Origin of the sequence: Thermomonas brevis, from assembly GCF_014395425.1 — a bacterium.
GTDB lineage: Bacteria > Pseudomonadota > Gammaproteobacteria > Xanthomonadales > Xanthomonadaceae > Thermomonas > Thermomonas brevis.
The window spans coordinates 546,209-561,372 of the sequence record NZ_CP060711.1 but is presented as its reverse complement, the minus strand read 5'-3'; the positions used below and the strand labels follow the sequence as shown (position 1 = coordinate 561,372).

Genomic DNA, 15,164 nt, shown 5'->3' with positions numbered 1-15,164 from the left:
CGTCTCCTTCGGAAGGTCGCCCGCCGGCGGGCCGGCAGCGGCGTCTATTGTGCACTGCGGAATATGTGATTCGAGATTGTTATACGCCAAGAATAAATTATTGACCACACCTTTCCCGCGTGTTACACAGCCAGCACAGCCAGTGCCGATGTCGGACGAAGGGGCGGGATTCCCGCGCGGCGGCACCACAACCACAACATCGATCAGCGACCGGGGAGAGGTTATGAGCAGCACCCGCAACATGCGCAAGTCCGTACTCAGTATCGCCATGGGCGTCTGCCTGTCTTCGCTGGCGGTGTCGCCCGCGTTCGCGCAGAGCGCGACGGGCGGCGTGGCGGGGCGTGCCAGTGCCGGCGACCAAGTCGTGCTGGTGAACAACGCGACCGGTGCCAGCCGCACGGTGACGGTGGCCGGCGATGGCACCTACCGCCTGAGCCAGCTGCCGGTCGGCGACTACAGCCTGCAGCTCAAGCGCGGAGGCCAGGACGTTGGCCAACCGCTGGCGGTGAACGTGTCGCTGGGCGGCACCACCACGGTCAACCTCGGCAACGAAGGCAACCTGACCAACCTCGATGCGGTGCAGGTGGTGGGCTCGCGAGTGGTGAATCGCGTCGACGTGTATTCGACGGAGACGGCGACGAATGTCACCCGCGAGGAAATCTCGCGGATGCCGGTGGACCAGAGCTTGTCGTCGGTGGCCCTGCTTGCGCCGGGCGTGGTCAATTCCGGCGCCACGTTCGGCGGCCTGTCGTTCGGCGGTTCGTCGGTGGCGGAGAACGTCGTCTACATCAATGGCCTGAACGTGACCGATCCGTTCTTCCGCCGCGGCAACTCCACGGTGCCGTTTGCGTTCTACCAGGAGTTCCAGGTCAAGACCGGCGGCTACTCGGTGGAGTTCGGGCGCAGTACCGGCGGCGTGATCAATGCCGTCACCCGTTCCGGCGGCAACGAGTTCCATGGAGGGCTCGAATTGACGTTCGAGCCGGCGGCCTGGCAGGAGCGGGGCAAGGATCGCTACCACAAGAACGGGAGCCTGCATGAGGTCTACAGCCGGGACAATTCCAGCTGGTACAAATCCAACATCTGGGCCAGCGGGCCAATCCTGAAGGACAAGCTGTTCTTCTTCGCGATGTACGAACAGCGCGATTCCAGATCCAACAGTTACGGCACGTCGAGCGCCACCAAGGGGCGCGCCGACAACGGGTTCTGGGGCACGAAACTCGATTGGCAGATCGCTGACGATCACTTGCTGGAGTTCCTGGCCTTTTCCGACGAGGCGGAATCTTCCACGAAGCAATACCAGTACAACTGGGATGCCGATGTGCTGGGGAACCAGAACGGCGAGGGCTTGAACGGTTCGGGCGGCGAGAGCTGGTCGCTGACCTATACCGGCCACTTCGGCGACAACTTCACCGCCAAGGCGCTGTACGGCATCAACAAGCTCAGCGCCACCGGCGGTTCAGAACTGGACGGGGCATGCAGCATCGTCACCCGGTCCGGGGAATACGACGATAAATACGGTGAGCCGAGCTTGCCTGTCGGTTGCCATCCGACCAATGCGCGTCCGTACAGCCGCTACGACAAGCGCGAAGCGGCCCGCCTGGACTTCGAATGGACGCTGGGCGATCACCTGCTGCGCTTCGGCTTCGATCATGAAAAGGTGACCAGCGACAACTCCCTGTTCAATCCGGGCGATGGCTGGGCGTACTCAGCCACGGTGATGAAGCCCGGTGATGAACTGAGCAACGGCGCGCTTGTTCCGGCTGGCGTCACCGACGTCGTCGATGCGCGCCATTACGCCACCGGCGCCCTGACCGAAGGACTTACCCAGGCGTTTTATCTGGAGGATGTCTGGAACGTCACCGATCGGTTCCTGTTGACCGCGGGCCTGCGTTTGGATCAGTTCGACAACAAGATCTTCGGCAAGACCTTCATCAAGATCGACAACATGCTGGCGCCGCGCTTCGGCTTCAGCTACGACATGAAGGGCGACGGCAGCACCAAGCTGTTCGGTAACCTGGGCCGCTATTACCTGCCCGTGACCAACAAGGTGACCGACTATTTCGGTGGCGGCACCATCGACGAACACAAGTTCTACGTGTTGAATGGGTGGAGCGAGCAGAAGAATCCCGAAACGGGCGAGTCTTACCTCGCCCCGATCCTGGGCGCGCAGATCGGCTCGGTGGACGATTCGCAGAACGTACTGCCGAAGGAAGACTTCCGCGAAGCGGTGGCGAAGAACATCAAGGCTCCATTCCAGGATGAAGCCATTCTGGGATTCCAGAAAGCTTTGAACCGGGAATGGTCTTGGGGCGTGAACGCGACCTACCGCCGCATGGGCCGCACCGTCGACGATGTGAACATCAACTCCTACGGCTGTATCTCCGGCGATTGGCCGTACGTGAATCCGGGCGAAAAGGTAACGCTGTGGTGCGAAGACACCGATAGCTACATCACCATCGATACCTCGAAGGACGGCTACAAGGCCAGCACTACGGGTGTAGTGATGGGATATTCCAAGCCCAGGCGTACCTACAAGGCGGTGGAGTTCCAGATCGACCGCGCGTGGGATGGCAAGTGGTCGTTCAACGCCAGCTATCTGTGGTCGAAGAGCGAGGGCAATTTCGAAGGACCGGTGAACTCGGATACCGGATATGCGGATACCGGCCTCACCCAGAACTTCGACCATCCGGCCAACAACCAAGACTACGGCCCGCTGTTCAACGACCACAGGCACCAGATCAAGCTGCGCGGCGCCTACAAGCTCAACGACATGTGGTCGTTCGGCGGTACTGTCACGGCGGTGTCGGGCGGTCCGATCACCGGCTTCGGCACCTATTGGCCGAACGATGGCCGCAGTGCGGGTAGCCCGTCCAACGAATACGGCGGTGGCGGTTCGTTCTGGCTGTGCGAACAGAACTGCTCGTCCAGCAATCCCGCCGACTGGGTCATGAAGTATTCCCCGCGCGGCGCGTTCGGCAGGCTGCCGTGGACTTACGACGTCGGTGCGAACGTCACTTGGACGCTGCCGGTGCCGGACGTGGATCTGAAGGTCCGCTTCTCGGTCTACAACCTGCTCAACAACCAGGAAGTAGTCAACGTCCATTCCCGTTACGAAGCCGCCCGTGGCGTCAAGCGCCCATTCTTCGGAGAAGGCACGCGTTGGCAGTCTCCTCGCTACATGCAACTGGTCATGACCTACAACTTCTGATCTCTCCATCGGAAGACGATGCGGATTTGCGGTTCCCCTGGAGGCGGCCCGTTGCCGGGCCGCCGTTTTTTTGAGATCGGATGCAGGTGTCGGGTTTGATCGGCAATACCGGAACATTCGCGGGCGTCGACCTGGCCGCGCTCGTCGCGCGCGAGGGCACGCCGCTGTATGCGTACTCCGCGCCGGCGATCCGCGAACGCGTCCGCGCACTGCGCGCGGCGCTGGCGGGCATGGACGCGGGCATCCGCTACGCGGTCAAGGCCAACGGCAATGGCGCGATCCTGCGCCTGCTGGCGGAGGAAGGCGCGGGCGCGGACATCGTGTCCGGCGGGGAAATGCAGCGCGCGCTGCGCGCCGGTATCGCCGCCGCCGACATCGTGTTCTCCGGGGTCGGCAAGACCGATGCCGAGATCGACGCGGCGCTGGCGGCCGGCATCGGGCGCTTCAACGTCGAGTCGCGCGCGGAGCTTGACGCGATCCAGCGCATCGCCGCCGCGCGCGGCTGCACGGCGGTCGCCTCGGTGCGGATCAATCCCGACGTGGACGCGCTGACCCACGCCAAGATTTCCACCGGCAAGGCGGAGAACAAGTTCGGCGTGTCGATCGCGGAGGCGCGCGGCTGGTTCGACGCGAAGGCGCAATGGCCGAACGTGCGGCTGGACGGGCTGCACATGCACATCGGTTCGCAGCTGCTCAGCCTCGATCCGGTGCGCGAGGCGCTGGCGCGGATGGCCGCGTTCTGGAAGGAACTCGCGGCGGCCGGCCACGACATCGCAAGCATCGACGTGGGCGGCGGACTGGGCGTGCGCTATCGCGACGGCGAGCAGGCGCCAGACGCCTTCGACTACGCCGCCCTGATCCGCGAAGCGCTGCACGGCTTCGCGGGCCGCATCCTGGTCGAACCCGGCCGCTGGCTGGTGGCCGAGGCCGGCGTCCTGCTGTCTCGCGTGCTGCTGGTGAAGCGGGGCGAGGCGCGCCGCTTCCTGGTGCTGGATGCGGCGATGAACGACCTGCTGCGGCCCAGTCTGTACGAGGCTTGGCACGACATCGTGCGGATCGGCGACAACACCGGATGCGAGCGATTGGCCTACGACGTGGTTGGCCCGGTCTGCGAGACTGGCGACACCTTCGCGCAGAACCGCGAACTGCCGCGCTGCGAGGCCGGCGACCTGGTGGCGATCCTTGGCGCGGGCGCGTATGGCGCATCGATGGCCTCGACCTACAACTCGCGCCCGCTGGCGGCGGAAGTGCTGCTCGACGACGGCCGCTACGCGCTGATCCGCAGGCGCCAGGACTTCGATGCGATGATCGCGGACGAACGACCCGCCGACGAATGGAGGAGCGCATGAAGCACGCGATCGCATTGGTGCTGGCGTTGTTGACGGCGAATACGGTTCGCGCCGCGCAGCCGGCGGGGCCGACGCCGCAGGCCGTGGATGCGACCGTGCGCGAGGCCATCGCGCGCTACCGCCTGCCGGGCATCGCGGTCGGCGTGATCGAGGACGGCAAAGTGACGTTCGCGCGCGGCTACGGCGAAACCGTGCACGGCAGCGGCGATCCGGTGACCGACAGGACCCTGTTCAAGATCGCCTCCAACAGCAAGGCGATGACCGCCTCGCTGCTGGCGCGGCTGGTGCAGCAGGGCAAGTTGCAGTGGGACGATCCGGTGGTGAAGCACCTGCATGCGTTCGCGATGCACGATCCGTGGGTCACCGCGCACATGACGGTCAGCGACCTGCTGGTGCACAACAGCGGCCTGCCCGAAGGCGGCGGCGACCTGATGCTGTGGCCGGAGCCCAACCTGTTCACCCGCGACGACATCGTGCGCGGGCTGCGCCACATCAAGCCCGCCTACGGTTTCCGCGCCGGCTACGCCTACGACAACCTGCTGTACGTGGTGGCCGGGCAGGTGGCCGCCGCGGCGGGCGGCGCTTCGTACGAGGAACTGGTGCGGCGCGAGGTGTTCGAGCCGCTGGGCCTGTCCGGCTGCCGCGTCGGCGAGTTCGCGCTGAAGGACGCCGGCAGCGTGGCGCAGCCGCACGGGCGCGACGGCGACCGCATCGTGACCACGCGCGGCGACGCCGCCATCGTGCCGGCCATCGCGTCCGCGCCGGCCGGCGGCATCCGCTGCACGCTGGACGACATGCTCGCCTGGGCGCGCAACTGGCTGGCGCCGAGCGACGCGCAGAAGGCGTGGCTGGGCGATGCGCAGCGCGCCGAGCTGTGGAAGGCGCGCACGCCGATGCCGATTTCCCGGCTCAAGCGGCAGTGGGACGGCACGCACTACTACGCCTATGCCTACGGCTTCCGCCTCGCCGACGTGGACGGCCAGTGGACGGTGTCGCACACCGGCACGCTGGGCGGCATGTATTCGATGATGATGCTGTTGCCGGACCGTCGCTCCGGCTTCGTCTTCATGATCAACGGCGACGGCGGCAGCGCGCGCACGGTGCTGGGCGAGGCGCTGCTCAAGCTGTTCACCTCGCCGGATACGTCGAAGGGCGTGGCCAGCTACGCCGATGACCTGGAGCGGCCGGCAACGCCTGCATCGTCCGCGACGCCGGCGCCGGCGTTGCCCGACATCGCCAAGCGCACGCCGGTGCGGCCGGCGGAACTGCGCGACTGGCTGGGCGTCTGGCGCGATCCGTGGTTCGGTGAGGTGCGGCTCTGCGCGGTCGGCGATGCGGTGGAATGGCGCTCCGCCAAGTCGCCGAAGATGCACGGCCGGATCGGCCGCCTCGAAGGCCGCTACCTGCTGGTCTGGGACGACGAGGCGGTGGACGAAAACGCGTGGCTGACGTTCGCCGGGCAGGGCGCCGCGCGCGCGCTGCGGATGGCGAAGTTCGATCCCGACGGCGACTTCAGTTCCGACTACGAAGACCTGGCTTTTTCGCGGGAGCGCGACTGTGACTAGAACGCTGGTGATCGCCGCGCTGCTGGCCTGCCTGGGCATCGCACGCGCGGGCGATGCGCCGGTGCTGTCGCCCGCACGCAGCATGGCCGAGGCGGGCATGGTGGACATGCGCACGCTGGTGCCGGACCTGTCGCAGGAAATCCAATACGCCGGCAGCGACAACTTCGTCGGCGCGCGCGTCGACGGCTACGAGGCGCCGCGCTGCTGGCTCAAGCGCGAGGCCGCCGAAGCGCTGGCCCGCGTCGAAGCCAACCTGCGTCGGCGCCACCAGCGCCTGCGCGTGTTCGACTGCTACCGCCCGGCGCGCGCGGTGGCCCATTTCATGCGCTGGGCGCAGGATGCCGCCGACTTGAAGACCAAAGCCGGGCACTACCCTGACTTCGACAAGCCGCAGCTGCTGGGCGGCTACATCGCGCCGGTCTCCGGCCACAGCCGCGGCGCCACGCTCGATCTCACCCTGCTGCAATGCGACGACCGCGACGCCGACTGCGCGCCGTTGGACATGGGCACGGCGTTCGATTTCTTCGGCACGAAGGCGAACACCGAGTCGCCGGACGCCACCGAGGCGCAGCGCGGCAACCGCCATCTCCTGCGCGACGCGATGGCCGCGCAGGGCTTCGCCAATTACCCGATGGAATGGTGGCACTACACCTTCCAGCCGGAACCGACCCCCGGCCTGCTCTACGACGTGCCGGTGACCGCCCCGAGGAACCGATGCCGCAAGCCGAACTCGACCGCCTGATGCAGCGCTACGACGGCGACGTGCCCGGCGCCTCGCTGCTGGTGCTGCGCGACGGCGAGGCGGTGATGCGGCGCGGCTACGGCCGCTCCGACCTGGAGCGCAGCGTCGAGACCGGCCCGGCCACCGCCTACCGGCTGGCCTCGGTCAGCAAGCAGTTCACCGCCGCCGCCGTGCTGCTGCTGGCGCAGGGCGGCAAGCTCGCGATCGACGACCCGGTGCGCAAGTGGCTGCCGTCGCTGCCGCGCGAGGACGAGGCCATCACCCTGCGTCACCTGCTCACCCATACCTCGGGCCTGATCGACTACGAAGACCTGATGGCCGAGCCGTACGACGGGCAGATCCGCGACGCCGGCGTGCTGGCCCTTCTGGAGCAGGAGCATCGCCTGTACTTCGCGCCGGGCAGCGCCTACCGCTACAGCAACGGCGCCTACGCGCTGCTGTCGCTGATCGTCGAGCGCGCCTCCGGCATGGCTTATCCGGAGTTCCTGCGCGAACGCATCTTCCGCCCGCTGAACATGCACGACACCCTGGCCTACGTCGAAGGCGGCCCCGCCGTGCCGCACCGCGCCTGGGGCTACAGCGAGATCGACGGGCGCTGGCAGCGCACCGACCAGAGTTCCACCAGCGCGGTGCTGGGCGACGGCGGCATCTATTCCACCATCGACGACCTCGCGCGCTGGGACGCCGCCCTGTACGACGACCGCCTGCTGTCGGACGCCTCGCGCGCGCTGGCCTTCGGCCCGCAGGTCGAGGTGACCGGCGAAGGCTACGAGGCGCACTACGGCTTCGGTTGGCGCATCACCGGCGAAACGCTGTGGCATTCCGGCGAGACCATCGGCTTCCGCAACGTCATCGTGCGCTGGCCGAAGCGGCATCTGACCGTGGTGCTGCTGAGCAACCGCAACGACCCGGAGCCGTACAGGACCGCGCTGGAGATCGGGGCGCTGTTCCAGCGCGGGGGTTCCCCGCCATAGCTGCGTGCAAGTGGGGCAAGTTCCACTTGCACGCGGGTTTCTCAGGTCGGCGTGGCCAGCCGTTTTTCGAGGTCGGCGCGCATCGCCGCGATCTCGCTGCCGATCTGCTTGCGCTTTTCCTTGCCTTCGCGATGAATCTCGCGCACTTCCTCGACCGTGCGGATCAGGGTGTCGTTGACCGTGCGCAGGGTGTCGAGGTCGAGGATCGAGCGCTGGTTGGCCTTGGCCGCGCCCACCGCTGTGCCGTGCACCAGTTCGGCGTTTCTGCGCATCAGTTCGTTGCTGGCGTCGTCGATGGCGTTGCTCAGTTCCACCGCGTTGCGCTGGTCTTCCAGCGACAGCTGGATGGCGAACTGGTTGCGCCACATCGGCAGGGTGATGTCGCGCACCGCGGCGAACTTCTCGATCAGCTGGATCGCGTTGGCCTGGATCAGCCGGATCATCGGCAGGGTCTGGTCGGCGGCGTGCTGCAGCACCTGCAGGTCGGAAACGCGCTTGTCGATCAGGCGCAGGGCGGTGTCCAGTTCGGCGCGGCGGGTGCGCGAAGCCGGGTCTTCCTGCCCGGCCAGCGCGGCCAGTTCCTGTTCCAGTTCGGTCATGCGCACACGGCCCGCGGCCACGTGGATGCCGATGTCGCGGCGTTCGTCCAGCACCAGCGCGTGCATCTGGTCGTATTCGCGCACGCGCTGCTGCTGGGTGGCCTGCGCCTTGCCCACGTCGCCCATCAATTGGTCGATCTGCTTGTTGGTGGAGCTGTAGCGCTGCACCAGTTCGCCCTTGGTGGCCTTCAGCTTGTCGATCAGCGGGCCGATCACCGGCAGCTTGGAACGCGCGCCGAAGGCATCCAGGTTCAGGCTGCGGGCGATGCGCACCACTTCGCCCAGCTTGTCGCCGCTGGCGTCCAGGTCGGTGTTGCGCACCTTGTCCAGCAGCTGCGTGCTGAACGCGGCGGTCTTGCCGGTGGCGCTCCTGGCATAGCCCTGCAGGTTGCCGGGACTGATGTCCTGCAGCGCCTTGGCCGCTTCCAGCACCGGGCCGATGTCGGTGCTCTCCAGCCCGAGTTCCTTCAGCGACTGTTCGTTCAGGGCGGCCGGCAACAACTGCGGCGTCTGCTCGGTGGAATCGGTCATGGCGTGCTCCTGTCGGGGGCCGGCGCGCTTGCCGGCGGCGTGGTCGGGGGATTGTCGTGGAGAAGGCCGCGCAGTGCATCCAGCGCGGCGCTGGTCGAGGCCAGCGCATCCTGCCGCGCCCGGTCTTCGCGCAGCATGCGGTTTTGTTCGAGCAGAAGCCGTACCCGCGGCAGCAGGGCTTCGATGCGTTCGACCAGCCGGCCGAGATTGCCGAGGGCCAGTTCGAGGTGGCTGGCGGTGATGCGGTAGGCCCCGGCGGTGGTCAGCAGGTGTTGCAGGCGTTGGCTGGCGGCGGTGCCGGCGTCGCCTTCGCCCTGCAAGGGCACCAGCGCTTCGGCTTCCGCCGCCAGCGCGGTGACGGCGTGCAGCAGGTCGCGGTGCAGCGGTTGCAATGCGTCGCGATGGGCCTTCACTTCGTCCAGCCGCCGGCGGGTGGCGAGCGCATGCACGCCGAGCGCGTCCAGCAGTTGGCGGGCTTCGGCCTGCAGGCCGATATCGCGGCCCAGCAGGCGGCCGAACCAGCCCACGCTGCGGCGCAGGCGTTTCGGGTCGGCGGCCAGCATCGCCTTCTGCAGCGCCTGCACGCTGTCCAGCAGGGCGGGCAGGGGGAGCCGGCCAGCGCTTCGATGGCGCGGCGGTGCAGCGCCGGCTGCAGCGCGGCGTCGCCGGCATGGGCAATGGCGCTGGCGTCGATCCCGGTCATGCGGCGGGTTCTGCGCCTCCCTGCGGCGGTGCGGGTTTCCCGGCGGCTTCGAGGTCGTCGCGGAAGCGCAGGCTGGCCAGTTCGCGGTCGAAGGCGATTTCGCGCGCGGTGCGCGCGCGCGGCGTGCGTGCGTCGCCCTGCTTGCGCGGCGGTGTCGGCGCGGGCGCTGGCGCGGCAGGCGCATTGCCAAGACGGTCGAACAGGTCGATCAGGCTCTGGTTGAGGATGTCCTGGCGTGCGAGATTGGCACGCAGGATTTCCAGCATCGGTGCCTGCCGCTCCTTGATCCCGTCGAAGGCGGCGGACAGCAGCGTGCCGGATGGCGCGGCATCCGCCTGCGCGGTTTCCGCCGGGCGCAGCGACCGCAGCGCGTCCAGCAGCGCGTCCCAAGGGGCGTCGGCATCGCGTCCGCTGGCGGCTTCGCCGCGCAGCGCGTCCAGATGGGTGGCGATGTCGGCCAGCTGCGCCACCATCCGGCCGCCCACGTCCGCATCGTCGCCGCCCATCGCCTTGTTGCGCAGGAAATCGGCCTTGATCCGCTTCCAGCGCTCATGCTCGGTCTCGCCCATGACGCCGCGCAGTTCGGCCAGCTTGAGCAGGTTTTCCTCCGCGCCGGAGGTGAGCAGCTGCGACTCGCCGAGGTAGTGGTCGGAGATCAGCTGTTGCAGCTCCGCCGGGTTCATCACCGGGGAAATTTTTTCCGCCAGCTTGTTCATGTTGCGGTAGCTGCCCTGCAGCTTGAACGGCGGTTCGGTGCGGTACTTGTCGGCCTGCGCGGCGCTGGCGATGTACTGCTGGTTGACGCGGTAGACCACTTCGCGCACCGCCATCAGGCGTTGCAGCACTGCGACGATTTCGTTGATCTCCGCGCCGCTGTAGCCGTGCTTCAGCGCGTTGGTGCTGACCTCCTTGCCGGCGGCCTTGTCGGCCAGCAGGTAGAGGTCGGCCATCTCGCGCGTCGCCAGCGGGGCCAGCACCGGGTTGGAGGTCAGGCTGTTCTCGATGTAGCTGAGCTTGAAGGCGTCTTCCATCCCGCCCAGCACGTCGCCGAGGTTGTAGATGTCGGCGCGGTTGGCCAGCATGTCGGGAATCTTGAAGACTTCGCCGGATTCCGTGTACGGGTTGCCGGCCATCACCACGCAGAACTTCCTGCCGCGCATGTCGTAGGTCTTGGTGCGGCCTTTCCACACGCCTTCGATGCGGCGGGTGCCATCGCACAGCGAGATGAACTTCTGCAGGAACTCCGGGTGGGTGTGCTGGATGTCATCGACGTACAGCATCACGTTGCTGCCCATTTCCAGCGCGAGGTTGAGTTTCTCCAGTTCCTGCCGCGAGGTCGCATCCGGTGCCTGCGCCGGGTCGATGGAGCGCACCTCGTGGCCCAGCGCCGGGCCATTGATCTTCATGAAGACCAGCCCGAGGCGGTGCGCCACGTATTCCATCAGCGTGGTCTTGCCGTAGCCGGGCGGCGAAATCAGCATCAGCAGGCCCATCAGGTCGCTGCGCTTGGCTTCGCCCACGGTGCCCATCTGCTTGGCGAGGTTGTCGCCGATCACGCCCAGATAGATGTCGTTGATCAGGCGGTTGCGGACGAAGCTGGTCAGCGGGCGCGGCTTGAACTCCTCCAGCCGCATCGCCGCGCGCGCCTGTTGCACCGCCTGCGCGCGCTGGGTCTGGAAACGTTGATAGGCGGGAATGAACTCGCGCAGGTGGCGGTGGAAGCGGGCGAAGGCATCGTCGATCGTCAGCGTCAGGTTGCCGCCTTGGAGGCGTGGATGTTCGCCCAGCAGGCCGATGACGGTGGCGGCCAGCGGTGTGCGCCGAATCTGCGCGTGCAGGCGCGCGCCGTGCAGGTACAGCGAGGCGGCTTCGTTTGCGTAGCGCGCGTGTTCGGCCAGCTCCGGGCGGCCGGCGAGCGTCGCCATCGCCTGCGCCACCAGCCGCCATTCCGCGCCGGGCTGCTGTCGCAGGTGTTCCTGCGCGGCGCGGAAGGCCTTGCCGGCGTCGTCGCGGGCCAGCGCGTCGCGCAGGGCATGGGCCAGTGTGTCGGCACCGGCGCTGGCCTGCGGCTTCATCTCCGCGTCCGGCATGCAGTCCAGCAGGTAGGCGGCGGCATCGCGCGGGGCAGTCTGCGGTTCGGGGAAGGCGTCGCCGCTGGCTTGCGCGAAGGCCGCCAGCGCATCGGCCAACTGGGCCTGCACGGTGGCGATGGCCTCGCCGATGGGATGCAGGGCATCGATGGCGCGGGCGGCGCGGATCCGGGTGGCCCATGCCTCCGCGTGTTCCGGCACGGCCCAGAATGCCAGCGCCAGTGCGCGCGCGTCCGGCGCATGCACCAGCGGGCCGGCGTCGCGCTGCAGGGCGAGCAGGCTGCGCAGGAGCAGCGCGGCATCGAAGTCGTGGATGCCTTTTTCGTAGCCGTCGCGGTAGCGCGGCGCGGCGAAGTCGCGCACCGCTTTCGCCAGCGCGTCCGGGTCGAGCGCGAGCTGTTGCAAGGCGGGCAGGGTGAGGCCGTCGCGGTGCTGCATCGCCGCGTCCAGCATCAGTCCGGCGAGATATTCGCCGCGATACAGCTCGGGCGATTCCGATTCCAGCGTCACCTGCCAGAACGGCTTGAGCGCGTCCAGCGCGGGATCGTCCACGCGCTCCATGTAGTCGGTGCCGGTCAGGTGCAGGGCGAGGTGGTCGCCGCGCGGCAGCAGGGTCAGATCCAGCGGCTGGGTGTTGACGCTGAAGCGGTGGCGCGGCCCCAGCTTGATGACGTTGCCGCCGTCCTCGAACAGCTCGCTGCGGTCGCGCAGGGCGCGCACGGCCTGGTCGCGCGCGGCCTTGATGCGCGCTTCGATGTCGTCGGCCTTGACCGCATCCTTCAGCCCGCGCAGCCGTTCGACCAGTTCGCGCAGCTTCTGGATCAGCGCGTCGCCGGCGAAGAAGGCGTTGAGTTCGTCGGCGGAATCGAAGCGCTGGGTGCGCCGGCCCAGCCCTTCGAGGATGCGGTTGGCGGCGTCCAGCAGCGCCTGCGCCTTGCGCTGGCGGTCGTCCAGCAGCGCCTGCTTGTGCGCCTCGAAGGCTTCCAGCAGTTCCTCGCGCTTGGCGAGGATGTCGCCGAGGAACTGCTCGTGTTCGCCGAACTGGCTCTCCAGCTCTTCCAGCTGCACCATCAGGCGGGCCAGCTGTTCGTCGGCTTTTTCCGGCGTGTCGGCGATGCCCAGCGCGCTGGTGACGGATTGCCCGAACAGCGCGAACTGCGCGCCGAACTGCGCCACCGCTTCGGCGGAACCGAGCGTCTTGCGGCGCTGGTCGGCGCGCGCCTTGGTCTGGTTCAAGCGCGCGTACAGGCCGGACAGCGCGTCCACCACCGCAGTGCGGCGGGTGGCGTCGTCCACCTTCAGCGAGGCCATCAGCGCGGACAGCATGTCGAGGTCGTGCGACTGCGCCTGCATGTCCTTCAGCGCGAGCGCGAGCTGGCTTGCGGTGGCGGCTTTTTGCGCCTGCTCGTCCAGCGCGGCGAGGCGCTGCTCGAACGGGGCCAGCGCCTTCGGACTGGCGAGGAACTCGCCGGTGGCCACGCCGACGCGCTCGTGCGCCTGCGCCAGCGCGGCCGACATGGCGTCGATGGCGGCGGTGTCGATGTAGCGGTAGTCGCGGATGGTCAGCAGCTGTCCGCGCTGCGCGGCGATGGCGTTGAGCGCATCGACGAAGTCCTGCGCCTGGCTCCACGCCTCGGGCTGCAGGCGGCCCAGCAGGCCGCGGTGTTCGAGCTGCGCCTTCGCCATCGCCGCTTCGGACTGGCGGCGGATGTCCAGCACCTTCTGGAATTCGTCCAGCACCGATTCGCCGGTCTCGGCGATCCCGTGGAGCAGGGCGGTCAGCCCGCCGGTATGCGCATCGTCGATCCACGGGTGCACGTCGAACAGCCGGCGCGTGGCCTGCGCCAGCAGCTGGTAGCGCGAGGCGGAGACTTCCTCGCGGCCGATGTCGCGGGCCAGGTCGAACAGGTCTGACACCGTGCGCACCAGCTCGGCGTTGCCGATCCGGCCCATGAAGCTGGTGCTCGGCGGGCGCGCCGCCGCGTATTCGTCGAAGGCGAACGGCGTGTTCCATACCTGCATCTGGTGGACGCGGGTGGGGTCGTCGTTCTCGGCGTGGAACAGCACCATGCGCCCGTCCTTCAGCCGCGCGTAGCCGTGCGCGAGGATCGGCGGCTGCAGGCGGCGCTGCACCATGTTGTAGACCAGCAGCGCGGACTGGCCGGTGTCGCGTTCGTAGAACACGTACAGCACGTCCTCGCCGTTGGGCGAGCGGATGGTGCGCTTGTACTGCATGCCGGCGACGGTGGCGTCGAACGCCTTGTGCTCGCCGTTCTGCAGGTAGTAGCCGCCGGGGAAGATGATGCCGTGGTCTTCCGGCAGCTGGATGCAGGCCTGCACGATGGCGTCCAGCCGCGTCGCCTTGCGGGTCTGGGTGTTGAACACCAGTCCGCGCCACGTCGTTTCGCGGTAGGGCAGCACCTTGAGCAGGATCAGCGAGCCGACTTTCGCGTATTCGATGCGCGCATCGTCCAGCGACTGGGTGCGGTCTTCCACCGGCTCGCTGTACACGCCGCTGCCGGTTTCGGTGTTGTTCTCGACCTTGAGGGTGAGGTCGCCGCCGGTGGTTTCGACGAACAGGGTGTCGAGGATGTTGAGGTGCGGGAAGCGTCCGCTGACCTCCATGTCCTTGGTGGCGCGCGTCCATTCGAAGTCGAACGGCGGCGGCAGCACGATGTCGCGCTCGCCGCGCGTGTCGATGTAGCCGACCTCGCCGCTGCTGGCGATGTTCCAGCGGAACACGCGCACGTCGGTGGACTTCTGCCCGACCTGGAAGGCCGCCAGCAGCTTGCTGTCCTTGACCAGCAACTGCAGCAGGCGGGCGTCCTTGTAATAGCTGTACAGCTCGTTGAAGTCGCGCTGGAAGTCGGCGTCGCCGAGGAAGCTGCCGGCCATGTCCACCGGGGTGACGTCGTAGCCTTCCGCGGTGTCCACCAGCTTGTACAGGCTGAACACGTCCGCCACCACGGTGGTGGACTTCAGCCCGAGGAACACGTTGTAGCCGAACAGCAGCAGGTCGCCGACCTGCACGATGTCGCGGCCCACCGCGTTGTGCTCGCTGCGGATGCGCAGGCGGCCGGCGATCTCCATCTTCGAGTCGCCGAACTCCTGCAGGCGCTGGCCGTTCAGGCTTTCGGCGATGCCTTGCAGGCGCTGGCCCTGGTCGAGCAGGCGCTTGCGCAGGACTTCGTAGGCACCGCCTTCGGCGACGGCCTGGTCGATGCGGGTGTCCTGCGGGCTGGTATCGGTCATCGGATTGATCGTTCTGGCGGTTTCCTTCTCCCCGCTTGCGGGGAGAAGGTGCCCGAAGGGCGGAGGAGGGGCGAGGGTGGGGCGTGCAGGAGAGGGTGAGAAGAGTGCGCGCACTTCGCGCGCTGCCCCTCACCCGCCTGCGGCACCC

At 67.7% G+C, this 15,164-nt stretch carries 8 protein-coding genes; 5 read left to right on the top strand and 3 right to left on the bottom strand.

Annotation, left to right across the window (positions count from 1 at the left end):
- Window positions 1–223: 223 nt before the first annotated feature.
- The 5 genes from H9L17_RS02575 (at window position 224) to H9L17_RS02555 (ending at window position 7,841) form a co-directional block, all read left to right on the top strand.
- Window positions 224–3,211: a TonB-dependent receptor gene (locus tag H9L17_RS02575; RefSeq protein ID WP_246455147.1), complete on the top strand. Its 2,988-nt coding sequence runs from the start codon at window positions 224–226 to the stop codon at window positions 3,209–3,211.
- Between the two features lie 86 nt (window positions 3,212–3,297).
- Entirely contained in the window at window positions 3,298–4,560 is a 1,263-nt protein-coding gene (gene lysA, locus H9L17_RS02570; RefSeq protein WP_246455146.1) for a diaminopimelate decarboxylase, read from the top strand.
- Entirely contained in the window at window positions 4,557–6,125 is a 1,569-nt protein-coding gene (locus H9L17_RS02565) for a serine hydrolase domain-containing protein (RefSeq protein WP_187570817.1), read from the top strand. The genes lysA and H9L17_RS02565 overlap by 4 nt, the downstream gene beginning before the upstream one ends.
- Window positions 6,118–6,867: a M15 family metallopeptidase gene (locus H9L17_RS02560; RefSeq protein WP_425507378.1), complete on the top strand. Its 750-nt coding sequence runs from the start codon at window positions 6,118–6,120 to the stop codon at window positions 6,865–6,867. Before H9L17_RS02565 ends, H9L17_RS02560 begins: the two co-directional genes overlap by 8 nt.
- Entirely contained in the window at window positions 6,840–7,841 is a 1,002-nt protein-coding gene (locus tag H9L17_RS02555; protein ID WP_246455145.1) for a serine hydrolase domain-containing protein, read from the top strand. The genes H9L17_RS02560 and H9L17_RS02555 overlap by 28 nt, the downstream gene beginning before the upstream one ends.
- Before the next feature lie 41 nt (window positions 7,842–7,882).
- On the opposite strand, the gene H9L17_RS02550 is transcribed toward H9L17_RS02555, so the two are convergent.
- The 3 genes from H9L17_RS02550 to H9L17_RS02540 all read right to left on the bottom strand — a co-directional run bounded on the left by H9L17_RS02550 (window position 7,883) and on the right by H9L17_RS02540 (window position 15,016).
- Entirely contained in the window at window positions 7,883–8,971 is a 1,089-nt protein-coding gene (locus tag H9L17_RS02550; protein WP_187570815.1) for a toxic anion resistance protein, read from the bottom strand.
- A complete protein-coding gene (locus H9L17_RS02545; protein ID WP_187570814.1) occupies window positions 8,968–9,555 on the bottom strand; it encodes a hypothetical protein in 588 nt (195 codons plus the stop codon). The genes H9L17_RS02550 and H9L17_RS02545 overlap by 4 nt, the downstream gene beginning before the upstream one ends.
- Before the next feature lie 115 nt (window positions 9,556–9,670).
- Window positions 9,671–15,016 (bottom strand): DNA repair ATPase, encoded by a 5,346-nt coding sequence (locus H9L17_RS02540; RefSeq protein ID WP_187570813.1) that lies wholly within the window; start codon window positions 15,014–15,016, stop codon window positions 9,671–9,673.
- Between the last annotated feature and the right edge of the window lie 148 nt (window positions 15,017–15,164).